Here is a 19,365-nt window from a genome sequence, read left to right on the forward strand (position 1 = left end):
CCGGGAGAACAACCGGAGGGGAAGGGGCCCAACGGCCAACTGCGCTAGGCGGACGCACTGCCCGCAGGGGCACCCGTATGACGAAGCCAACACGATCATCGACTGTGGCCAGAGAAGGTGTCGGGCTTGCCGCAGGGAGTACGAGAAGAGACGTCCTCCCCGTGAGCGCAGCTGGTCGAAGGCAGGCAAGAAGTGACCAGCGCTGCCCAGCCCCCACTCTGGGCTGACGGCTGGGAGAAGGAAGCCGACCGCAAGACCGGCCGCGACCCCGACGAGCAAGCCTTCCTCGACCTCCACGCCCCAAGGGCCGAAGGCGGCGGCCGGCTCATCGTCGAAGTCCCGATCGTCCTGGAGGTGCTGTGAGCACGCCGACCCGACTCTCACCCCGGCAGCTGGACATCGTCCGGCTCGCTGCCAACGGCCTCACCGACGCCGCCATCGCCCACCAACTCGGCCTCAGCCTCCATACCGTCCGCGACCAATGGCGCTGGGGCATCAAGCCCCGCCTCGGCGCCGTCGACCGCACCAACGCCGTCGCCCTCGCCTTCGCCTCCGGCCTCATCACCGCCGACGACCTCCACGCCCGACAGGAGCACGCAGCGTGAACCGCCACCTTGCCGAGATCATCGCCCTCGTCGACGAATCCACCACCCGGCCCCTCACCGAGGACGAAGCCCAGCGACTTCGCAACGTCCTGCACGGCTACGACCAAGCCCGCCGGCAGCTCGGCGCCATCCTCGCCAGGCCCCGCGCTCGCAAGGGGGAGGCAGCGTGAACCCCAACTCGACCCCGCCAGAGGGGCTGTGCGGGCGTGAGAGCGCCTCGGAGGGTGCGGAGGCAACGCGGGAGCCTGGCGCTGCGCCAGGCCCGCAGACGGACACACGCGGCTCCTGGATCGCCGAAGAGCACTACTGGGACGCCGAGAAGACCGCCGAAGCCGCCCTCCTCCTCGCCGAACACCCACCCCGCGACTACACCGTCACGACCAACGTCGACCAGAACGGAGACGCCCGCATGCCCCAGCCCGACATGACCCAGACCTGCAACTGCGGACACCCCGACCCCAGTAGCCCGATCGGCCACCTCCTCACCTGCCGCGTCTGGGACCGCCAGTTCGGACGCGACGACAGCGAGGCCAGCCAGTGACCAGCCACATCGACTGCCAGCAGCAGTGCGTCATCCCCGACGGCGTCGAGCTCAAGGAAGTCCCCCGTCCCCGCCACGACTGGGGCGACGTCTTCAACTGCCCCAACGACGGCTGCGGACGGTCCTTCATGACCCGCCAGAACTGCCACCCCGAGGAGACACCGTGACTCAGCCCGAGCCCGCAGAGCAGGACCTCGTCGACCGGATAGCCGCAGCCATCTACGAATGGTCCTGCCAGCCCTACAAGTGGTCGGACGCCCACCCCGACGACCTCCTCGCCTACCGCGCCGACGCACACGCCGTCATGAAAGCCGTCGTCCGACCGCTGCTCGAACGCGCCAGCAAGGCAGACACCCGAGCCCGAGCCCTCGGCGAGACCCTCGACAACGTCCTCCGCCAGTTCGTCCACAAGGGCCACCCCGGCGAACCCTGCCTCCAGACCGGATGGGTGCGGGAGAGAGACGTCCAGCAGTGGCGCGACACGCTCTACGGACCCAAGGAGACGCCGTGAAGCCCTACCGGATCTTGGTCACCGGTAGCCGGGACTGGGCCGACATGGATTGCGTCTACGCCAACATCGCCACCGCCGTCTTCCAGCACGTACCTGCCGTCATCGTCCACGGCGCATGCCCCACCGGCGCCGACGCCCAAGCAGCCTGGTGGGTCCGCATGCACGGCCGCACCCTCGGCGTCACCGAGGAGCGACACCCCGCCCAAGGCCACCCCACCAAAGACTTCGGCCCCTGGCCCGGCGCCGGCCCCCGCCGCAACCGGCGCATGGTCGACCTCGGCGCAGACCTCTGCCTCGCCTTCATCGGACCGTGCACCAGCCCGCGCTGCCGACGCCCCGACCCGCACCCCTCGCACGGCGCCAGCGGATGCGCCGACCTCGCCGAGAAGGCTGGCATCCCCACCCAGCGATTCACCGCCTGACCGTCCCGCCCGCACCAGCACTGCCGCAAGGAGACCGCCGCCGTGAACGAGCCCTACGCCTTCCCGCGCTGCACCAGTTGCCGGCGCCGCCTCTACAGCGAGGAAATCGCCGCAGGCCGGTACGCCTGCGTCATCTGCGAGAGCCGCACCTTCGAAGCACTCCGGGCCATCCCCACACTCTTCGACCAGATCAACGGCCTCAACGGACTCATCAAGGGCGGCAGCCAGGCCGTCCGAAGCAGCGGCGGCCGCGAAGCCCCCGCGCCCCTCCGGGTCCCCGTCCTCAGCGACATCTCCGACGGCGGCGTCGTCACCGAACTCCAGGCCATAGCCGACGCCTGGTTCGTCGCCCTCGCCTTCGACCCCAGCCGCAAGCTCCGCTACGACGAGATCGGCCTCGCAGTCCACCCACTGATCAACAACCTGCGCTGGGCGTGCGAGGAGTACCCCGAGATCGCAGCCGACATCAAGACCATCACCGACATCCACGGCCGCCTCGGCAACTACACCACCGGCGAACGAGGCCCCCGCAAGTTCACCGTCTACTGCTCAACCGACGACTGTGCTGGCGAAATGCGCGTCTCCCTCGCCAGCAGCGGCAGCACCTGCCCTGACTGCGAGACCGATTACCACAAGCGTGAACTCATGCAGCTCGAGTCCGAGTTCGACGCTGACCGCAAGCGAAGGGCCGCAGCGTGAGCGCCGAACTGTCAGCGCATGAGGGTACGTTGAAGCCATCGGACATGGCGCGGCCCCAGCGGTGGTGGTGCACCGGCCGGGGCCACTTCGGAGACTGTGAAGGAGTCCCCGCGTGGCAACCGTACAAAACACAGAGAGAGCGGCACGAGCCAGTGCCGCATTTCGGAGGCGCGTCGAAGAGCTCGGGGGCCAGGTGCTCGAGCCGGAATGGCTCGGCAACCACGTTCCACATCGGACGCAGTGCAGCGCCGGGCACGAATGTTCTCCCCGTCCAGCAGGCGTGCAGCAGGGTCAAGGGATTTGTCGCACATGCGCTGGTAATGATCCGACGGCAGCCGCATCAGCATTCCGAGAGCGGCTCGATCAACTCGGAGCCACCCTGCTTGAGCCTAGGTGGCTCGGCACCGGCCAGCCTCATCGGGTTCGATGCGCAGACGGGCACGAGTGTGCACCTCGCCCCACTGGTGTGTCGTCGGGTCAGGGGATCTGCCGCAGGTGTGCAGGCAAGGATCCCCGTGCCGCCTGGGAGGAATTTCAGGAGCGCGTTGCGAGCCTCGGGGGCGAGGTCTTGGAGCCGGCCTGGCTGGGTACCAAGCAGCCGCATCGAGTGCGATGTGCTGCGGGACATGAAAGCGCGCCGCGACCGAGCAACGTGCGACGATGGGGTATCTGTCTCGCTTGTGCGCGGGCACCCGAGCAAGCTCCCGAGGATCGATTTCGCAGACTCCTCATGCAGGTTGGGGCGACATCCCTCGAGCCCGTCTGGCGAGGAGTTAATGCGCCCCACCGCGTGCGGTGCGCCCTGGGCCATGAAGTTAGCCCCCGCCCTCACCATGTGATGCAAGGGCAGGGTCTCTGCTGGCGGTGCAAGGGGAGCGAACCGAACGTGTTCTACGTAGTCGTTGACGATCTCAACGAGATCGTCAAGTTCGGCATCACTTCCGGGGATCCGCGTCCGCGTCTAGCTGTCCACGCCCGCGACGGCTTCGACCACGTCATTCGGCTCGCGGAAGACTTACCGAATGATCTTGCTCCGCGTTTGGAACGGGTTGTTCTTGCAGCATTGCGCGACGCTCGAGAGGCGCCCGTGCGTGGTCGCGAGTACTTCCCTGCTCGGGTCCTGGGCCTGGTTCTCGACCTGGTTGATGGATGGACTGCAGCGACAGCTGGTCCATCTTCGTTGCCGGCCACGGATGCGGCTGCATAAGAGCGGCAAGAGGATGAAGCGCCCCCAGCCCTCGGGCTGGGGGCGCTTCGTCATGTCGGGGTCAGACGCCGCGGCGTCAGCGCCCCTCGGCCTGGTAACTCCATTGACTGCCTGTGCCGCGGTACTCCGAGACGGGGATCGGCTGGACGCCGGGCCGCATCTTCGACCGGTACAGCTGGCCGTGCAGGTGGTCGACCTCGTGGGCGACGAGCCGGGCGTGGCCGCGCTCGAAGATGGTGATGCGCTGCTGGCCGTCGATGTCCGTGTGTTCGACGCTCAGGGACATGGGGCGTGGGACCATGCCGCGGACGTCGAAGAAGGACAGGCACCCTTCGTACTGTTCGTCGAAGCCGCCACCCTCCTCGATGATGCGCGGGTTGAACAGCGTGATCGACTCGCCCTCCGGCGTGCGGATGATCGCGGCGGCACGGTTGATACCGATCTGAGGGGCGGCGATCCCCATGCCCTTGCCAAAGTTGTGCACGCCGCTCGCGCGGTCGGCGGCCGAGTTCAGCTCGGCCACGACGCGGCGAGCGTCCTCGGCCTCGTCCGGCAGGGAGAACAGGCGGGCAGGGGTCGTCAGGATCGGGTCGCCCTCCTGGACGATGCCGATCGCCTGCATGCGGCCGCTGGCCGTGTCAGCAGTCAGCTGAGTCTCCTTGATCGGTTTGGCCCTGAACTTCCATTCAAGGCGGAAACGGGCGTGAAGGGGCGGTTCGTCGGTACTCCAGGAGAACACGCGACGCCCGCCCTCGGTGGCCGAACGGACCGGATTCCGGAATGGGTTGCCGGTTGCGGTCATCGTCGTCTCCGTGCCCCAGACCGCCGGCTCCAGCTCCGCCGGGAAGTCGAGGGAGACGCTCAGCCGCTTCGTCGGCAGGCGCACCGCACGCTGGAACCAGGAACCCCACTTGGTGTCCTCGACGGTGTAGCTGTACTCCAGCCAGACCGACTCGCCGGGGTATAGCGGGTAGCGGCCGTCCTCGTTCTCGAAGAGCAGCCACAGCTCCTTGAAGGCGTCCCGGTCGTGCTGGACGCGCCAGCCGATCGACTCGCCGTCAACGCTGGCGCTGAGGTTGATTTCCTCCCAGGTCAGCGGGTTCTGCCGGTAGTGCGCGTTCGATCGCTCCGGGTCCCCCGGGTAGCGGTCCACCGAGATCCGGATCAGGTAACTGGTGATCGGCTCCGTACCGCCATTCATCAGCAGCCGGCGCTGCGTTGCCCGGTACACGCGGCCGTCGTAGTGCAGCGACGTGTCCTCGTGCTCGACGACCAAGCTCGACAGAGGATCGGGCGTCGGAGCCGGGCGGGGAACTTCGACCTTCGGCTTCGCGCCGAGCGCCTGAAAGGCCCGCCGGAGCGCACCGCCGGCAAGCAGCACGCGGTCGGCCGCCTCAGCGAAGTCGCGCGACGGGCGCTGGTGCCCGGACTCAACCTTCGAGATGTATGAGGGCGTGTACCCGACCAGCTGCGCGAGCGCCTTCTGCGACAGGCCGCGGACATCCCGCCAGCGCTTCAGCTCGGCAATGAACTCGTCCGCCGCTAACGCGCGGTCCGCCGCCATCGCATCCCCCTGTGAGTGTGAGTGACATGTGAGTGAGTGGCGATCAGCCTGCCGTCACACCTCGGAGCCGAGGTGTCCTGAGGTTGGCCGTTGGATCGACCGGAAGGAGCTACTCAACCTCGCCCTCTTCGACTGCCCGCAGCTTGGACCAAGGGCCAGCTGGTGGACGTTCGGGAAGCTTGGCTCCCGGCTGGCGCATGTACCAATCCATGAACTCCTTGATGACCCGGCTGCGTGGCGGCCGGCCAGAGGAGTGCATGGACTCGGCGGCATCGCCAAAGTCGTCCCACTTGCCTTGGACCGTTCGGATCTTTGCCCAGATCGGCTTGCTGCGGTCATCACTCATGTCGCGAGGTTAGTAGGTCGTGGCCACGACCTGCAAGATTCGGCCACTCGAATCGTGGCCACCAAAATCTTCCCGCACCCGCTTGCGTTGTGGCCACCAATGGGCCTAGCTTAGTGGCCACGAGGTCGCTTCGGAAACGAAGCAGCCCCGCTGAGGTGCGGGAACACCAAAGCGGGGCCTAGGCCGCACCCCTTCGCAACAAGGGAGTACAACCGTGAGCACCACTGTATCTGCTCGCACCTGCGAGAACAGCTCCTCCCCCCTCACCACCGCCCGCCTCCTCTCGGCCCCGCTGCCGGAGCTGCTGGCCGAGGTCGGCGCCGAGATCATCGACGCGCCGGCCCAGTACGACAGCTTCGAGGGTGTCGCCCTCCGGCCGCAGACCGGCCCGATCCAGGTGGTCCTGCCGAAGGGGCGTAGCGCCCAGTACCGCGACACGATGGCCCGCGCCCTCGTCGGCCGGCTCATCGGCACCGACCTGAAGCCGCTCCCCGCCTCGCTTGAGGTCCGCACGTTCGGCGGCTCGCGATGAGCGCCCCCGCGGTTGAGGCCGCCACGGTCGTCCCGCAGCGTCGCCGTATCGCGGTCGGCAAGAAGTTCGGCCGAGGCCCGTTCGTGGTCGAGATGTCGGAGAACGACAAGAAGGCCCACGACCTCGCCACCCACGTCCGCACCCAGCCGGCCCGGTGATTGTCGTGTCCGACATCGCCGAGCAGCAGGCCGCTGACGCTCTCGCCCAGCAGCGGGTCGAAGCCGCCATGCAGGCCGCCGCCGACGCGGAGGCCGCCCGCCTGGCCCGCCTCGCGGCCGAGGCCCAGCGCTAGATCCCCCTAAGCCGCCGGGGCCGGCGGTTCATCCCCCTGCCGACCGGCCCCGGCACTCCCTTCCCACATCCGCACCTCTGCCACGAGGAGATTCGCCATGCCCACGTTGACCCTGATCAAGATGCCGCTGGAGTCCGAGCTGGCCTGGGCCGAGCACGACGCCCGCCTCCAGATCACCACCAGCTACGTCACCGCCCGCACCGAGTCCGAGGCGACCGCCGCCCGCTGGGAGGCCGTCCGGTACGACCGGGCCAACCCCGGCGCCTCGTCGCTCGTCGCCGAGCTCGACACCCACGACCACCAGCCCGCCGCGGCCTGAAGGAGGACGCCATGGGCACCCCCACGATCGACGGATTCGAGCTCACCATCGGCGACCACCTCGGCCTCGGGATCACCCCGCACTGCTGCGCCGAGGACATGGACACGAAGCAGAAGCACGGAGACCTGCAGACGCTCCGGTGCAGCAACTGCAGGACCGCCCTGATCGTCGACGGCCGCGGCCTCGTCTGGGACATCCAGTGATCGCCCGCGACCAGGCCCTCGCCGCCGCCGACGAGATCGTCGCCGCCACCCAGGTCGGCAAAGCCGAAGCAGACCGGCACGGCGGAAGCCAGGACTGCGACGACGCCCTCGTCGCCGCCATCCGCTACCGCCAGCACGTCCTCGACACCCCCGAGGGGTCCTGATGGGAATCACCCCGTACAAGCTCGGCGCCAAGTACCAGCCCGGCTTCGCCCGAGTCGAGGCGGTCGCCGACAACTGCTCTGGGATCGTGATCCGAGAGCTCCGCGAGGGCACCGGTCACGTCGACATCCTCGTCACGGACCGCCGCCACTTCGCCGAGGCCGTCATCACTGCCGAGCAGCAGGCCATCGGCACCGGCACCCGGCCCCTCCTCAGCGACGGCTACGACAACTGGGGCTTCACCACCGTCTCCTCCCGCGGCGCAGTCATGGTCATCGACATCGAGTCCTGCCGAACCAGCCGCGAGATCGACCGCACCCTCATCCACGAGCACGTCCACGCCGCCCAGCTCCGGCGACCCGGCATCCGCGACGCCGTCCTCGCCGGCCTGCGCAACAACTACGGGATCGACCAGCTCGCCAAGCGTGAAGCGCGGCGCCTGAACCAACAGGTCGCCGCCCACGAACGCGAAGCCGCCCGCTACGAGCGGTTCGAACGGCAGCTCCGCCACTTCCACTGACCTGAAGGGAGCCCGTCATGGGCTGGAACATCTCGCACGGCGGTACGCCGGGCACCACCTACTCGTACACCACCATGGAAGAGCTCTTCGACCGGCTGGAGAAGGCCGCCAGTTGGCGTCAGCGACGCACGCTGAAGCCGCTCCTGTCCCGCCGCAAGGGCGAGGCGTTCTTCTCCATCGAGCCCCGGACGGCGGCCGACATCGGCGCCACCCTGATCGACCTGGCGCCTCTCCTGCCGCGTGACGACGACTGGAAGGGCCTCGCGACTCAGTTCGGCCAGTCCGCCCTCCGTGCCGCGTCCGCCAACCAGCCGTGGGTGTGGCGCTGATGGCCAGCGCGTGGCGTAAAGCCCAGTCGATCGGAGACCTCGGCCACAACATGGCCGACTGGCTGGAGGGCCGCATCCCTGCCCGGCCCGGCTACCTCGACAGCCGGCCCGACGCCGAGACCGCGCACCTGGTCCCCACCTTGGCCATCCTGAACCGCGCCGGATTCGTCACCGTCGACAGCCAGCCCGGCATGGAAGGTCCCGGCTACGACGGCGCTCACTGGCGGCAGAAGGCTTACGTCGAGGGCTACATCGACGACCGCGGCCCGCTCCTGAAGCAGGTCCTGCGAGCCGCCGACGCCGCCGGGATGGGCGTGATCCGCGCCAGCCGGAAGCCCGCGGCACCGGTCCCGTTCACCGACCGCGACGGCCAGCCGACCGCCGGCATCACGACCAAGTACCCGCGGAACCTGCTCGCCCGCGAATGGGACGGCATCGGCCGCCGAGCGTTCCGCGACCTCCGCGCCCACGGCGTTCACCTCGCCGTCTACGACCCGACCTGGGGCCGCGACGACCGCCTGTGGCCCGCGCTGATCGGAGCGGTCCGGTGAACGGGGTCAGCATCGACTGGCGCCAGTTCGCGAAGACGCTCAACGCGTTCGCCTTCTTCGGCTGCTTCGCCTGGATCTTCGGCCTGCAGGTCCCCGCCTGGCTGCGAGTCCTCCTCGTCGTCCTCGCGGTCGCCTCCGCCCTCGCCATCAGCGCCGAGCCCGCCACCCTCACCGCCCGCCTCATCAAGCCCGGCACCATCCCGCCGCAGCGCACCCCCGCCTAACCCCCGAAGGGAATGATCACCGTGAGCGGCACGTCGTTCACCGAGCAGTCCGCGAACGCGGACAGGACCCGGATCGAGGCCCAGAGCGCCGCGGCCGACGCCGACGCCGACCGCCGCCGGCGCGAAGCCCTCGACGCCCCCAAGCTCGCGGCCGCCAAGGCCAAGGCCGAGGAGATCGAGCGCGCCGCCCTTGCCGCCCGCGAGCAGCAGGAGAAGCAGCAGGCCGCCGCTCTCGCGGCCGAACAGTCGGAGCGCCGTCGCAGCCTCGCGGGGAAGAAGCTCGACACGCAGGCCGCCAAGGCCGTCAAGTGCTTCGCGATCGTCTGCTTCCTCGTCGCCCTGCCCCTGCAGATCCGCGCCTTCTGGGACCCGGAGCGGCCGTGGAACGCGGCCCTGCCGGTCATGCTGGAGTCCGCGGCCTGGGTGACGCTTCGCCTCGTCGAAGCCGCCATCGCGAACCGCCGGGTCGCCTGGCCCTACCTGACCGCCACCGCCGTCTTCGCGTCCATCGCAGCCGCGATCAACGTCACCGACGGCGCGACGCACCCCGAGATCGGCCTCGTGTTCGGTCTCGTCGGCGGCCTCGCCTCCCTCGCCGGCCCCGGCGTGTGGACGATCCACAAGTTCGGCGACCGCGCCAAGCACGCCAAGGCCACCCGCAACGAACGCAAGACTGCCGAGGCCGCGGCGAATCAGGCTGAGGCCGAGCGTGCCGCCAAGCAGATCGAGGCCGACTCCAAGCGGCAGATCGAGAACGACCGCCGTGCCGCCCACGAAGCGAAGGCTGTCGCCGACAAGGCGGCCGCCGACGCCGCCCTCGCCAGCCAGGACGAGCAGCGCCGCGCCCAGTACCCGGAAGCCTGGGAGCAGTACGAGCGGATCCTTGCCGCGGCCCCCCTCGGCACCATCAGTCGGGACCGCGCCTGGGACGAAGCCCGCCGCGCCGCCGCCCACCCGGACGTCTGGGACCGCTACCAGATCTTCGTCCTCAACTCGGCCGCCAACGTCAAGCCGAGCGACCTGTGGGCCGACGCCTGGAGGTCCGTGAAGGGCCTCCCGCTCGGCCAGACCATCGAGACCCTTGCGTCCGAACTCGCCGCCCGCGAGTACGTCGACCAGGTCGTCGCAGAGCACCTCGACACCGCCGGACACCTCGCAGTCGAGGGGCTCCTTGCGGACATCTTCGGAGGCGGCTCAGAGGGCGGCGGGGCCCCCGCAAAGGGCAAGCCGAAGCGGCCGTCCGGAGGCCCGGCGCAGGGCCCCGGAACCCATGGGGGAATTGAGGAGGAGGGCCCTTCGCGGTCAGGCCGCAAGGACGCCTCGGAGCCCCTGAAGGACTCGGACTTGGCGGCCGCCCGGCAGCTGCACGACGCGGATCCCGAGAAGTTCTCGACCCCCGCCGTCGCGAAGCTCATCGGCCGCTCCGACACCTACTCCAAGCGCATCCGCGACGCCGTCCAGTCCGAGCAGAGCTGAGGCCCGCCATGACCACCGCAGCCCACGCCCCGTCCGAGCGGCCCACGCTCACCGTCGTCAAGGACGACGCGCCCCAGCCCGTCGAGGGCACGGTCGTCGAGCACCAGGGCGGCGCCGTCGCCACCCGGCCCGCATGGATCCTGTCCGCGGGGGAACAGGCACGGATCGCCCGCAAGCACGCCGCCACCAACTGGCTGTACCTCGGCTGGGCCGCCCGCGGCTACGGACGTCTCGCCGCCCGCTGGATCGACGGCTACCGCGACGACTACCCGCAGATGATCCGCACCGCCCGCGCCGCCCGCAAGGCCGCCAACGGCAACGCCGAAGCCGAACAGGCCGCCACCCGCAACATCAACCGGATCCGCGCCGACTACAAGCACCACCGGCTCGTGTACGGCGCCAAGACCGGCGTCGGGATGGGCGCCACCGGCATCGCCAGCGGCATCACCATCGCCACCGGCGGCGTATGGACCAGCCTCCTCCTCGGCATCGCCACCATCGCCTACGGTGCCTGGCGCGGCCAGCCCCACATCGTCGCGGCCGAAGAGGACCCCGGCCGTATCGAGATCCTCTCCGCCGAGGGCGAGCCGTTCCCGATCGCCGACGCCACCAGCCGCACCGAAGCCGCCGAATGCGTCCGCCGAGCCCTCGTCTCCGAAGGCATCGCAGTCGCCGAAGTCGAAGCCGGCCGCCGCTACGACTGGGGCTGGGAGATCAACGTCCGCCTCAAGAAGGGCACCCCGGCCGACCTCATCGCCAAGGCCGGCGACCTGGAGACACCCCTCGACCTGCCCGTCGACGGCCTCCTGTGCCAGCCGCTCCGCACCAGCCGCGCCCGCGCCACCCTCCGCCTCGTCGAAGGCGACCCGTTCGTGCGGATGCCCGCCCTGCCCGACCGGGCGCCCAACAGCCTCCGCCTCCGCGACAAGGCCCTCCTCGCCCTCCGCATGGACGGGCAGCACACCGAGATGTCGTTCCTCGGCCTCCACTTCATCGTCATCGCCTCCTCCGGCGGCGGAAAGTCCGTCACCATGCGGTCCATCGGCGACATCCTCACCGCCTGCGACGACGTCGTCGTCATCGACCTCGACCCCGGCGGCAACGGCCTCGAACCGCTCGCCGAAGCCGTCGGCGTGCGCGTGGTCGGCGCCGACCAGATGCACCTCATCGAGGCCGTCCTTGAGAAGCTGCTGAAGGTCGCCAAGGCCCGCGCCACCCTCCTCGGCAAGCTCGGCATGGACGACAACTGGATTCCGTCCCGCGAGTACCCCGCGATCGTCGCCCTCATCGACGAGTACCCGCAGCTGTCCCAGAAGGCCAAAGCGCTCGTCGTCGCCATCCTCCGCGTCGGCCGCAAAGCCCGCGTACAGATCGGCCTCGCCGCGCAGGAGGCCACGAAGGACTCCATCGGCGCCGCCATCGCCGACAGCATCGCCCTGAAGATCGTCGGCCCCTCCCGGCACCAGGACATTGTGCAGGTACTTGGCGCTGGCGCCGGCGCCAACGGCTGGCGACCCGACCGGCTGCACCCCGCCCAGGGCGAGGACCCGGCAGACGCCGGCAAGGCGTACATCATGGGCGGCGGCTCCGCCGACCCCCTCATCCACAAGTTCATCGCCATGAGCCGCGACGAAGGCAAAGCGCGCGCAGCCGCCCGGGCCGCCGCCAGCCGCCCCTGGATCGACGCCATCTCCCTGGAGACCGCCGGCGTCTCCTTCGACGACCTCCACACCGTCAAGCCGAGCGCCGCCCTCCCGGAGGCCGTCGAGCTTGCCCGGCTCGCATTCACCGCCAATGACGACCCCGAGCGCATGACCAGCGAGGAGATCTACGACTACGTCTCCTCCGCGTCCGAGACGTGGGCCCCGCAGGAGGACGAGGAGTCGAGCAAGGCCCTCGCCCGCTTCCAGGACGCCCTCCGCAAGCAGGCCGCCCAGATCAACCCGGACGTCGACATGAAGACCAAGCAGTGGCGCGGAGGCCGCGGCTACTACCTCGCCACCTTCATCGAGCTGACCGGCGAAACCGCCCCGAACTAGACACCAACCCGCGCCAGTCGGGGCGTGACGCCGCAGGTCACAGCCGTGACGCCCCCCGTGATGGGGGCGTGACGGACCCTCCCGGCCCGTGACGCGTCACACCCCCGTCACACCCCCTCGCAAGACGCTGACCTGCAGCGTCACAGGGCGTACCAGGCTCCATCACGCCCCATATGCGAGGAACATCCCGATCCTGAAAAGAGACAGGCCGTGCCCCTCAAGACCTTCTACAAGTCCACCCGGGCCGACGCGGCAGACCTCGCCCGCGACGCCCAGCCCGGCGACCTGCTCTACGCCATCGGCGGCAGCGAGTTCGTCGTCACCAACGAGACCAGCGCCCTCAACGGCGCCCACATGGTCCGCCCCGCCGAAGCCACCACCGGCCCCGGAGTCATCACCCTCTCCCAGCTCCTGTCCCGCTGCAGCGTCATCTTCACCCAGCCCCCGACCCAGAACTGACCCGAAAGGACCACGACATGAAGTACAGCTATCGAGCCACCCGCGGCGACCAGAAGGCCCTCCTCCGCGACATCAAGCCCGGCGACAGCCTGTTCATCGTCAACCAGCACGCCGGTTGCTGGGGGCCCGCCCAGACGTACCGCGAGTACATCGTCACCGACAAGAAGACCCGCCTCACCGGCCAGCCCATGGTCCAGGCCACCTCCCACGGCGGCATCGAAAGCGTCGTCGACGTCCTCGCCCGGGAGCGCGAGATCTACACCGAGCGCCCCGTCGGCATCCCCAACGTCGCAGTCAAGAACAACCACGGCGACTGGAGGGGCTCGGCGTGGGAGGACGCCGCCGAACGCACCGCCTCCACCCTCGCCAGCCGCTACCGCAACCTCGCCCGCCGCTGACCTCACCCGACACTCGAAGGAGTCCCCGCCATGGCCGCGTCCACCGCCACCCGCTTTGCCGTGCTGACAGTCGACGCGGCCAGCCTCATCGCCGACATCGAGCGCTACCTCGCCGACCAGGCCCCCAAGACCGCCCACCCGCTCGTCACCAAGACCACCGCCGAACTCGTTGCCGAAGCCCTCGCCACGCCCACCCCGGCTGGCGGCGAGGACGCCCCGGCCCTCACTGCCCCGCGGCGACTGTGGCGGATCATCCCCGACTGGGCCCTCGCACTCACCCCCGCCCGCCGACTCCACGGCGCAGGACGGCAGATCACCGTCACCCAGCACCTTGAGCTCACCGCGCTCGTCATCCAGCAGTACGGATGGCACCGCGGCGGACTCCGGTCCCGCAGCGGAGGGCGGTGCATCCTCGGCGCGCAGGCCGTTCTGTTCCGGCTCGGATATGGGGACGAGGAGACCGCCCTGGCCGCTGGCGAGAGGCTGCAGAACGTCCTGCGGCGGCGGGGAATCGACGAGGCATTCCACGCCTGGAACGACCGCGGTGAACGCACCCTCGACGAAGTGCACACGCTCATCCGCGAAGCCATCAATGCGTAGAGCGGGGATGATGGGACTCATGGCCTCGCCACCGCACAAGTGCAGCACCTACTGCAGGTGCCCGCATCACGGAACACCGCTGCTCTACTGGCCCGCTGGCGATGATCACGCTTGCCTGGCCGTCGGCTGCGAGTATGAGCAAGGGTTCAAGCCGATCGAGCCTCCAGACCCCAGGAAGGTCTCCCTCGACAACCAGGCCGCCCTGATGCTGCGGTACCACCCCGACCTCAAGAACCTGGGCGTCGCTGAATGAACGGACGCCATTAGAGGCGCCAAAGCGTGTCAAGCAGGCCAGCCTTGACAACGACCAGCCCCGAAGCGATGATCTGCTCAAATAGAACTTCTGCGCTCTTGAGGCCGCCCTAGAGGCGGCCTTTCGCGTTTCAGGAGGTGCCATGCCCTGGCTTGTTGCTGCCGAAGACGCGGCTTACTACGCGGGCCGGCCCGTGGGCACCATCTGGCGGTGGGCCTCCGAAGGGCGGCTGCCCAAGGTCGGGTCTGGCAGGAAGGCCCTCTACGACGTCTCCTGCCTCAACAAGGCAGTTCGCGACGAATGGACGAGGGAACTCATCACCCCTGGCGAGACGCCGCCGATGCCCACAAGCGCGCAGGCCGCCTAACTCTCCCGAGAGGAGCCGACGGTGGGAAACATCGTTTTCAACACTGCACTGGGGAAGGTAGCCGCACTGGCTGCTCTCCCGGCCGCCAGCGACGCTCTGATCGCCGTACCGCTGGAGTCCGCCGGCCTGGTCGCCGACGCGACGATGCGCGACTACGACGACCTCGCCACCCTCCTCGCCGGCGCGTCCAACGAGCAGACGACGATGGGCAGGAAGACGTTGACGGGCGTCACCGTCACCGTCGACGACACCCTCGACCGGGTCGCCGTCGACTGCGCGGACATCACCTGGACCTCCGCCACCGGCAACGCGGTCGGCGCGGTCGTCATCTGCTACGACCCCGACACAACGACGGGTACGGACGCCGACCTGATCCCGCTGACCAAGCACGACGTCACGCTCACCCCCGACGGCAGCACCTTCTCGCTGACTGTCAGCGACTTCTTCCGCGCGAGCTCTACCGCGTGACGCCCGCAGGCTTACCGAGGGGAGCGGGAGGTCGCCGTGGCCAGCTTCGCTGACGACTTCAACCGGGCCGACTCCAGCAACCTGGGCGCCTCATGGGTGGAGGTGTCCGGCGACTGGTCGATCGTGTCCGGCCAGCTCTCCCCGGGCAACGACGGCGGCACGATCATCCTGCGCGCTGCCGCTGCGATGGACAGCAGCGACCACTCTGCGCAGGTCACGATCGCCGCCACCACGGCCGCCAGCCACGGCGTCTGGTGCCGGGGCAACGCGGGCTTCAGCTCCGGGTACCTGTGGCGCAACGACGGCAGCGAGTGGACCTTGTTCAGCGTCGTCAGCTCGACGTTCACGGCCATCGGCAGCTACACGGCAGCCGCGGCCCCAGGTGACGTTGCGAAGGTCCAGGCGGTCGGATCGACGATCAAGGGCTACATCAACGGCGTCGAGCGCGTCTCTGTCACGGACACGGCCGTCGCGAGCGGCACGAGCGTCGGCATCCGCACCACGTCGGCCGGGGCGATCCGCTTCGACGACTTCGCCGCCGCGGACGTGACCGCCGGCGCACCCCTCGGCGTTGCCGCGGAGATGGACGGCGCTCAGCCGCTGACCGGCGGCAAGACGACCACGCTCGGCCCCGCGGCAGCCGCAGAGGCTGCGCAGGCCCTGGCAGGCGCCAAGACGGCCCTGCTCGGCACGGCCGTTGAGGCCGACGCCACACAGCCCCTCGCCGGGGCACGGACCGCACCACTGCTAGCAGCGACGCAGGCAGAGACCGCTCAGCCCCTCACGGTCGCGATCAGCCAAGCCCTCGGCACAGCCGGCGCCAGCGAGACAGCCCGGCCGCTGACGGGAGCCAAGACCGCCGCCCTCGCTCCGGCCATAGAAGCCGACGCCGCGAGACCGCTCGCTGCTGGCTCCGGTGCCGACGGCATCGACCACGTCACCGCCGGAACGCCGCACGGGACGTGGGCGGCAGGGAGACTCCGGGCGCCCGCTTGGACCGCCGGCACGCCACGGACGTAAGGGGGCCCGGTGGACCGCAGCAGCCTCGAAGCACTCCTCACGCCCATCACCACGGCCGACGACCCCACGGGCTTCGGCGTCCGCGTTGCCGTCCTCCCCGACGGCGACCGTCCGGAAGCCGGCGACTGGCACGACGCTGGATGGGTCACTGTCGACGGCACCCCGCACGCCACCATCCTCGTTGGCCCCGGCGGCGTCGTGCAGCTCGGCCCTGGCGCTTACCGCACGTGGGTCGAGATCACCGCGCCACCCGAGAAGCCGGTGCTGACCAGCTCGCGCTTCTACGTCGACTGAGCTCCGGCTCAGTCCGCCTTGCGGCGCCAGGGTCGGTCCGGGTCGCGCTCAGGCGCGGGATCCGACTTCCCTCGGCCAGATGTGGCGACGCCCACGCACAGCAGGATGAGGCCACCGACGACCATCGGCAGCACGGCGAAGCGGGCGATCGCACCGATGACCAGCAGGGCAAGGCCGACAGCAGCCAACCCCCGTGCCCAGTCCGGCTTCTGCTGCTCGGCCATCCGCACTCCCTCGCTCGTAGAGGACGACACGCTACGCCGATGGAGGTGACCGCCGTGGCCAGACGAGCAGGATGGCGCGTGTGCTCGACGCCCGGGTGCCCCGAGTACACCGACCAGGGCGGCCGCTGCCCAGACCACCGGCAGCAGGCCGACGCCAAGCGCGGCACGGCCAGGCAGCGAGGCTATGGGCGCGGGCATGAGACGACGTTCAGGCCGGCCGTGCTGGCCCGAGACCGGACGTGCGTGCTGTGCGGCCAGGCTCCCTCGGTCCACGCCGACCACCACCCGCTCAGCCGGCGCGAGCTGGTCGAGCAGGGCCTCGACCCCAACGACCCGCGGCATGGGCGTGGGCTGTGCGGGCCATGCCATAGCCGCTCCACAGCGAGGGAGCAGCCTGGTGGGTGGAACGCGTGAGCGGCCAGTGGTCCGGCCAGGGTCTGACGGCGCGGCTGGCGAGGCCGCCGGCCGACGAGTGACGTGACCCACCGTGACGACCGGCCTGGCCGACCCAGGGGGGAGGCCCCCGCCGGCCAGGTGCGACGGACCGCCGGGGAGGTCCGCGCCCGGTTTGCCGGGTTCAGAGCTCTGAGGATGATCATGCCTGTCGTCACGCAAGGTGACGGCAACCCGCCGCGCAACGCGGCCAGTCAGAGGTGATCACTATGCCGAAGGGCGGAGCGAGAGCTCGCTCAGGGCCGGCGCCCGACCCCACCGCGCTGCGGCGGGAGCGGGATGCCGGCGAATGGACGGTTCTTCCGGCGGAAGGTCGCGAGGGCGCAACGCCCCAGTGGCCGCTGACGGATCAGACCGAGCGTGAGACCGAGCTGTGGACGGCCCTGTGGGTCAAGCCGCAGGCTCTGATGTGGGAGCGCTACGGCCAGCAGCTCGAAGTAGCCCTCTACGTCCGCCGTCTGGTGGAGGCCGAGGAGCGCGGCTCCTTCGTGAACCTGTCGACACTGGTGCGTCAGATGGCCGACTCTCTGGGCCTGACGACTCCCGGCATGAGGGCGAACCGATGGAGGATCACCGCCGAGGAGGCGGCGCCCGCTAAGCCCGTTGGCCGAGGCCGGCAGGCTCCGGCCGCCCGGTCGTCGCGGTCGCGGCTGAAGGTCGTTCCGAGCGATGGGGCCTGACGAGTTCGTCGTCGACTTCCCCACTCTGTGGGTGGCGTGCGACTGGATCGAGCGGCACTGCGTCGTCCCCGACGGCTTCCGTAAGGGCGAGCCGTTCCAGATGTACGACTGGCAGCTGTGGTGCACGGCGAACTTCTACCGGGTGAAGCCGGCGGCGACGCTGGGCCAGTTGGCGCCGGCGTTCCACTACCGGCGCTCTCAGTGCGTCGCTCCACAGAAGACCGGCAAGGGGCCGTGGACGGCATCGATCTGCGCTCTTGAGGGAGTCGGGCCGGCGGTCTTCAACGGCTGGGCCGAGGGCGGCGAAGCGTATGACTGTCGGGATCACGGCTGTGGCTGCGGTTGGGGCTACGAGTACGAGCCTGGCGAGCCGATGGGCATTCCGTGGCCGACGCCGCTGGTGCAGATCACGGCGTTCTCGGAGGAGCAGACGGACAACGTCTACCGCCCGCTTCAGTCGATGATCCGCTATGGCCTCCTTGGCGAGCTGATGCGGGTGGGCGAGCAGTTCATCCGCTTGCCGAATGACGGTCGCATCGACGTCGTCACCTCAAGCGCGCAGTCCCGTCTCGGTAACCCGGTGACGTTCGTCCTCCAGGACGAGACGCAGCTGTGGACGGTGGCGAACAAGATGGACCGGGTCGCCGATACACAGCGCCGCGGTGCCGCGGGCATGGGTGGCCGGACGATGGAGACGACGAACGCGTGGTCGCCGTCGGAGATGTCGGTGGCTCAGCGCACGGCAGAGTCCAAGGTCAAGGACATCTTTCGCTTCCACCGCACGCCGCCGGCGTCGCTGAAGTACACGAACAAGACGGACCGGCGGAAGATCCACCGCTATGTGTACTCGGGCTCCACGCACGTCGACCTGGATGCCATCGAGGCCGAGGCTGTTGAGCTGATGGAGACCGACCCGGAGCAGGCGGAGCGGTTCTTCGGGAACCGTGTCGTCTACGGCAAGGGCTCGTGGATGAACGGTGACGCCTGGGACGCTCTGGCGGCGGTTCGGGAGGTCCCGGACGGCACCCCGGTCGTGGCTGGCTTCGACGGTTCCGACGTCGACGACCACACGGCCTTGCGGCTGGAGACGCTGGACGGTTACCAGTTCACCCCGACCTACGGGCCGGACGACATGCCGACCATCTGGAACCCGGCGGACTTCGGCGGCCAGGTTCCTCGCCTGGAGGTGTCGGCGGCTGTCGACGAGGTCTTCGCCCGCTTCAACGTGGTCCGCTTCTACGGGGACCCGCCGTACTGGGAGTCCGAGATGGACGCGTGGGCGGAGAAGCACGGCGAGAAGCGCGTGGTCCGCTGGTACACGTACCGCACCGTTCAGATGCATGCGGCGGCCGAGCGGCTCCTGACGGACGTCAGCAAGGCGGGCACCGAGTTCAGGCACGACGGCTGCCCCATCACAGCGGTCCACGTGAGGAACGCCCGGAAGGCGGCCCGCACGGGCGGCCGGTACGTCCTGAGCAAGGCGAGCCCGGCCCAGAAAATCGACGCCGCGATGCCCAGCATCCTCGCCCATGAGGCTGCCGGCGACGCGATTGCTGCTGGCCAGGCCAAGCCGAAGAGGAAATCCAAGATGCTGATCATGAGGTGAG

The 19,365-nt window shown here is 69.5% G+C and carries 34 protein-coding genes; 31 read left to right on the top strand and 3 right to left on the bottom strand.

Features of this window, described 5'->3' with window-relative positions; all coding sequences use genetic code 11:
* The first annotated feature begins 192 nt into the window (after window positions 1-192).
* The 9 genes from ACFVZH_RS20730 (at window position 193) to ACFVZH_RS20770 (ending at window position 3,985) form a co-directional block, all read left to right on the top strand.
* Complete coding sequence (locus ACFVZH_RS20730; protein ID WP_384898927.1) at window positions 193-363, top strand: hypothetical protein; 171 nt, start codon at window positions 193-195, stop codon at window positions 361-363.
* Entirely contained in the window at window positions 360-605 is a 246-nt protein-coding gene (locus ACFVZH_RS20735; RefSeq protein WP_384898929.1) for a response regulator transcription factor, read from the top strand. Before ACFVZH_RS20730 ends, ACFVZH_RS20735 begins: the two co-directional genes overlap by 4 nt.
* The gene (locus ACFVZH_RS20740; protein WP_384898930.1) at window positions 602-775 is read left to right on the top strand and encodes a hypothetical protein; all 174 of its coding nucleotides are present in this window, start codon (window positions 602-604) and stop codon (window positions 773-775) included. Before ACFVZH_RS20735 ends, ACFVZH_RS20740 begins: the two co-directional genes overlap by 4 nt.
* Window positions 772-1,146, top strand: coding sequence for a hypothetical protein (locus tag ACFVZH_RS20745; RefSeq protein ID WP_384898932.1), 375 nt, complete (start codon window positions 772-774; stop codon window positions 1,144-1,146). The genes ACFVZH_RS20740 and ACFVZH_RS20745 overlap by 4 nt, the downstream gene beginning before the upstream one ends.
* Complete coding sequence (locus tag ACFVZH_RS20750) at window positions 1,143-1,313, top strand: hypothetical protein (protein ID WP_384898934.1); 171 nt, start codon at window positions 1,143-1,145, stop codon at window positions 1,311-1,313. The genes ACFVZH_RS20745 and ACFVZH_RS20750 overlap by 4 nt, the downstream gene beginning before the upstream one ends.
* Complete coding sequence (locus ACFVZH_RS20755) at window positions 1,310-1,657, top strand: hypothetical protein (protein WP_384898935.1); 348 nt, start codon at window positions 1,310-1,312, stop codon at window positions 1,655-1,657. Before ACFVZH_RS20750 ends, ACFVZH_RS20755 begins: the two co-directional genes overlap by 4 nt.
* Window positions 1,654-2,079 carry an SLOG family protein gene (locus tag ACFVZH_RS20760; RefSeq protein ID WP_384898936.1) on the top strand — a complete coding sequence of 142 codons (426 nt, stop codon included), beginning with the start codon at window positions 1,654-1,656 and terminating at the stop codon, window positions 2,077-2,079. The genes ACFVZH_RS20755 and ACFVZH_RS20760 overlap by 4 nt, the downstream gene beginning before the upstream one ends.
* A 42-nt stretch (window positions 2,080-2,121) precedes the next feature.
* Window positions 2,122-2,778, top strand: a complete 657-nt coding sequence (locus tag ACFVZH_RS20765; RefSeq protein WP_384898937.1) for a hypothetical protein — start codon at window positions 2,122-2,124, stop codon at window positions 2,776-2,778.
* 886 nt (window positions 2,779-3,664) lie between these two features.
* Window positions 3,665-3,985, top strand: coding sequence for a hypothetical protein (locus ACFVZH_RS20770; protein WP_384898939.1), 321 nt, complete (start codon window positions 3,665-3,667; stop codon window positions 3,983-3,985).
* A gap of 76 nt (window positions 3,986-4,061) precedes the next feature.
* On the opposite strand, the gene ACFVZH_RS20775 is transcribed toward ACFVZH_RS20770, so the two are convergent.
* Together ACFVZH_RS20775 and ACFVZH_RS20780 are read right to left on the bottom strand one after the other, a co-directional pair.
* A complete protein-coding gene (locus ACFVZH_RS20775; RefSeq protein WP_384898941.1) occupies window positions 4,062-5,549 on the bottom strand; it encodes a peptide deformylase in 1,488 nt (495 codons plus the stop codon).
* Window positions 5,550-5,658: 109 nt separating this feature from the next.
* A complete protein-coding gene (locus ACFVZH_RS20780; protein ID WP_384898943.1) occupies window positions 5,659-5,895 on the bottom strand; it encodes a hypothetical protein in 237 nt (78 codons plus the stop codon).
* Window positions 5,896-6,109: 214 nt separating this feature from the next.
* On the opposite strand from ACFVZH_RS20780, the gene ACFVZH_RS20785 reads away from it, so the two are divergent.
* The 20 genes from ACFVZH_RS20785 (at window position 6,110) to ACFVZH_RS20880 (ending at window position 16,401) form a co-directional block, all read left to right on the top strand.
* Window positions 6,110-6,427, top strand: a complete 318-nt coding sequence (locus ACFVZH_RS20785) for a hypothetical protein (RefSeq protein WP_384898945.1) — start codon at window positions 6,110-6,112, stop codon at window positions 6,425-6,427.
* Entirely contained in the window at window positions 6,424-6,585 is a 162-nt protein-coding gene (locus ACFVZH_RS20790) for a hypothetical protein (RefSeq protein WP_384898947.1), read from the top strand. Before ACFVZH_RS20785 ends, ACFVZH_RS20790 begins: the two co-directional genes overlap by 4 nt.
* A gap of 5 nt (window positions 6,586-6,590) precedes the next feature.
* A complete protein-coding gene (locus ACFVZH_RS20795; RefSeq protein ID WP_384898949.1) occupies window positions 6,591-6,719 on the top strand; it encodes a hypothetical protein in 129 nt (42 codons plus the stop codon).
* A 97-nt stretch (window positions 6,720-6,816) separates the two neighbouring features.
* Window positions 6,817-7,038, top strand: coding sequence for a hypothetical protein (locus tag ACFVZH_RS20800; RefSeq protein WP_384898950.1), 222 nt, complete (start codon window positions 6,817-6,819; stop codon window positions 7,036-7,038).
* A gap of 11 nt (window positions 7,039-7,049) precedes the next feature.
* Window positions 7,050-7,241 carry a hypothetical protein gene (locus ACFVZH_RS20805; protein ID WP_384898952.1) on the top strand — a complete coding sequence of 64 codons (192 nt, stop codon included), beginning with the start codon at window positions 7,050-7,052 and terminating at the stop codon, window positions 7,239-7,241.
* On the top strand, window positions 7,238-7,405 hold the full coding sequence (locus ACFVZH_RS20810; RefSeq protein WP_384898954.1) for a hypothetical protein: 168 nt from the start codon (window positions 7,238-7,240) through the stop codon (window positions 7,403-7,405). The genes ACFVZH_RS20805 and ACFVZH_RS20810 overlap by 4 nt, the downstream gene beginning before the upstream one ends.
* Window positions 7,405-7,923, top strand: coding sequence for a hypothetical protein (locus ACFVZH_RS20815; RefSeq protein ID WP_384898955.1), 519 nt, complete (start codon window positions 7,405-7,407; stop codon window positions 7,921-7,923). The genes ACFVZH_RS20810 and ACFVZH_RS20815 overlap by 1 nt, the downstream gene beginning before the upstream one ends.
* Before the next feature lie 17 nt (window positions 7,924-7,940).
* Window positions 7,941-8,252: a hypothetical protein gene (locus ACFVZH_RS20820; protein ID WP_384898957.1), complete on the top strand. Its 312-nt coding sequence runs from the start codon at window positions 7,941-7,943 to the stop codon at window positions 8,250-8,252.
* Window positions 8,252-8,803 (top strand): DUF6919 domain-containing protein, encoded by a 552-nt coding sequence (locus ACFVZH_RS20825; RefSeq protein WP_384898959.1) that lies wholly within the window; start codon window positions 8,252-8,254, stop codon window positions 8,801-8,803. The genes ACFVZH_RS20820 and ACFVZH_RS20825 overlap by 1 nt, the downstream gene beginning before the upstream one ends.
* Entirely contained in the window at window positions 8,800-9,027 is a 228-nt protein-coding gene (locus tag ACFVZH_RS20830) for a hypothetical protein (RefSeq protein ID WP_384898961.1), read from the top strand. Before ACFVZH_RS20825 ends, ACFVZH_RS20830 begins: the two co-directional genes overlap by 4 nt.
* A 21-nt stretch (window positions 9,028-9,048) precedes the next feature.
* A complete protein-coding gene (locus ACFVZH_RS20835) occupies window positions 9,049-10,503 on the top strand; it encodes a hypothetical protein (protein ID WP_384898962.1) in 1,455 nt (484 codons plus the stop codon).
* An 8-nt stretch (window positions 10,504-10,511) separates the two neighbouring features.
* Complete coding sequence (locus tag ACFVZH_RS20840; protein ID WP_384898964.1) at window positions 10,512-12,542, top strand: hypothetical protein; 2,031 nt, start codon at window positions 10,512-10,514, stop codon at window positions 12,540-12,542.
* Window positions 12,543-12,752: 210 nt separating this feature from the next.
* On the top strand, window positions 12,753-13,001 hold the full coding sequence (locus ACFVZH_RS20845; protein ID WP_384898966.1) for a hypothetical protein: 249 nt from the start codon (window positions 12,753-12,755) through the stop codon (window positions 12,999-13,001).
* Between the two features lie 17 nt (window positions 13,002-13,018).
* Window positions 13,019-13,399, top strand: coding sequence for a hypothetical protein (locus ACFVZH_RS20850; protein WP_384898968.1), 381 nt, complete (start codon window positions 13,019-13,021; stop codon window positions 13,397-13,399).
* A gap of 30 nt (window positions 13,400-13,429) precedes the next feature.
* Complete coding sequence (locus ACFVZH_RS20855; RefSeq protein WP_384898969.1) at window positions 13,430-13,999, top strand: hypothetical protein; 570 nt, start codon at window positions 13,430-13,432, stop codon at window positions 13,997-13,999.
* A 19-nt stretch (window positions 14,000-14,018) separates the two neighbouring features.
* Entirely contained in the window at window positions 14,019-14,252 is a 234-nt protein-coding gene (locus tag ACFVZH_RS20860) for a hypothetical protein (RefSeq protein WP_384898971.1), read from the top strand.
* A gap of 142 nt (window positions 14,253-14,394) precedes the next feature.
* On the top strand, window positions 14,395-14,619 hold the full coding sequence (locus ACFVZH_RS20865; RefSeq protein WP_384898973.1) for a helix-turn-helix domain-containing protein: 225 nt from the start codon (window positions 14,395-14,397) through the stop codon (window positions 14,617-14,619).
* 21 nt (window positions 14,620-14,640) lie between these two features.
* Window positions 14,641-15,087 carry a hypothetical protein gene (locus ACFVZH_RS20870; RefSeq protein ID WP_384898975.1) on the top strand — a complete coding sequence of 149 codons (447 nt, stop codon included), beginning with the start codon at window positions 14,641-14,643 and terminating at the stop codon, window positions 15,085-15,087.
* Window positions 15,088-15,123: 36 nt separating this feature from the next.
* Window positions 15,124-16,107, top strand: a complete 984-nt coding sequence (locus tag ACFVZH_RS20875; protein ID WP_384898977.1) for a hypothetical protein — start codon at window positions 15,124-15,126, stop codon at window positions 16,105-16,107.
* Between the two features lie 9 nt (window positions 16,108-16,116).
* On the top strand, window positions 16,117-16,401 hold the full coding sequence (locus tag ACFVZH_RS20880; protein ID WP_384898979.1) for a hypothetical protein: 285 nt from the start codon (window positions 16,117-16,119) through the stop codon (window positions 16,399-16,401).
* 8 nt (window positions 16,402-16,409) lie between these two features.
* Here the strand turns inward: ACFVZH_RS20880 and ACFVZH_RS20885 are convergent, their stop codons facing one another.
* Complete coding sequence (locus ACFVZH_RS20885) at window positions 16,410-16,625, bottom strand: hypothetical protein (protein ID WP_384898981.1); 216 nt, start codon at window positions 16,623-16,625, stop codon at window positions 16,410-16,412.
* Window positions 16,626-17,287: 662 nt separating this feature from the next.
* Between ACFVZH_RS20885 and ACFVZH_RS20890 the strand changes: the two genes are divergently transcribed.
* Entirely contained in the window at window positions 17,288-17,758 is a 471-nt protein-coding gene (locus ACFVZH_RS20890) for a hypothetical protein (protein ID WP_384898983.1), read from the top strand.
* A complete protein-coding gene (locus ACFVZH_RS20895) occupies window positions 17,748-19,364 on the top strand; it encodes a hypothetical protein (RefSeq protein WP_384898985.1) in 1,617 nt (538 codons plus the stop codon). The genes ACFVZH_RS20890 and ACFVZH_RS20895 overlap by 11 nt, the downstream gene beginning before the upstream one ends.
* The last annotated feature ends 1 nt before the right edge of the window (window position 19,365 follow it).

Source organism: Streptomyces sp. NPDC059534, assembly GCF_042743475.1.
Taxonomy (GTDB): Bacteria; Actinomycetota; Actinomycetes; order Streptomycetales; family Streptomycetaceae; genus Streptomyces.

What these genes read in the sequence shown, in the direction of transcription:
- ACFVZH_RS20775 (WP_384898941.1), bottom strand. Translation starts at nt 5,549, where the DNA reads ATGGCGGCGGACCGCGCGTTAGCGGCGGACGAGTTCATTGCCGAGCTG.
- ACFVZH_RS20780 (WP_384898943.1), bottom strand. Translation starts at nt 5,895, where the DNA reads ATGAGTGATGACCGCAGCAAGCCGATCTGGGCAAAGATCCGAACGGTC.
- ACFVZH_RS20790 (WP_384898947.1), top strand. Translation starts at nt 6,424, where the DNA reads ATGAGCGCCCCCGCGGTTGAGGCCGCCACGGTCGTCCCGCAGCGTCGC.
- ACFVZH_RS20800 (WP_384898950.1), top strand. Translation starts at nt 6,817, where the DNA reads ATGCCCACGTTGACCCTGATCAAGATGCCGCTGGAGTCCGAGCTGGCC.
- ACFVZH_RS20805 (WP_384898952.1), top strand. Translation starts at nt 7,050, where the DNA reads ATGGGCACCCCCACGATCGACGGATTCGAGCTCACCATCGGCGACCAC.
- ACFVZH_RS20815 (WP_384898955.1), top strand. Translation starts at nt 7,405, where the DNA reads ATGGGAATCACCCCGTACAAGCTCGGCGCCAAGTACCAGCCCGGCTTC.
- ACFVZH_RS20820 (WP_384898957.1), top strand. Translation starts at nt 7,941, where the DNA reads ATGGGCTGGAACATCTCGCACGGCGGTACGCCGGGCACCACCTACTCG.
- ACFVZH_RS20825 (WP_384898959.1), top strand. Translation starts at nt 8,252, where the DNA reads ATGGCCAGCGCGTGGCGTAAAGCCCAGTCGATCGGAGACCTCGGCCAC.
- ACFVZH_RS20840 (WP_384898964.1), top strand. Translation starts at nt 10,512, where the DNA reads ATGACCACCGCAGCCCACGCCCCGTCCGAGCGGCCCACGCTCACCGTC.
- ACFVZH_RS20850 (WP_384898968.1), top strand. Translation starts at nt 13,019, where the DNA reads ATGAAGTACAGCTATCGAGCCACCCGCGGCGACCAGAAGGCCCTCCTC.
- ACFVZH_RS20855 (WP_384898969.1), top strand. Translation starts at nt 13,430, where the DNA reads ATGGCCGCGTCCACCGCCACCCGCTTTGCCGTGCTGACAGTCGACGCG.
- ACFVZH_RS20860 (WP_384898971.1), top strand. Translation starts at nt 14,019, where the DNA reads ATGGCCTCGCCACCGCACAAGTGCAGCACCTACTGCAGGTGCCCGCAT.
- ACFVZH_RS20865 (WP_384898973.1), top strand. Translation starts at nt 14,395, where the DNA reads ATGCCCTGGCTTGTTGCTGCCGAAGACGCGGCTTACTACGCGGGCCGG.
- ACFVZH_RS20885 (WP_384898981.1), bottom strand. Translation starts at nt 16,625, where the DNA reads ATGGCCGAGCAGCAGAAGCCGGACTGGGCACGGGGGTTGGCTGCTGTC.
- ACFVZH_RS20890 (WP_384898983.1), top strand. Translation starts at nt 17,288, where the DNA reads ATGCCGAAGGGCGGAGCGAGAGCTCGCTCAGGGCCGGCGCCCGACCCC.
- ACFVZH_RS20895 (WP_384898985.1), top strand. Translation starts at nt 17,748, where the DNA reads ATGGGGCCTGACGAGTTCGTCGTCGACTTCCCCACTCTGTGGGTGGCG.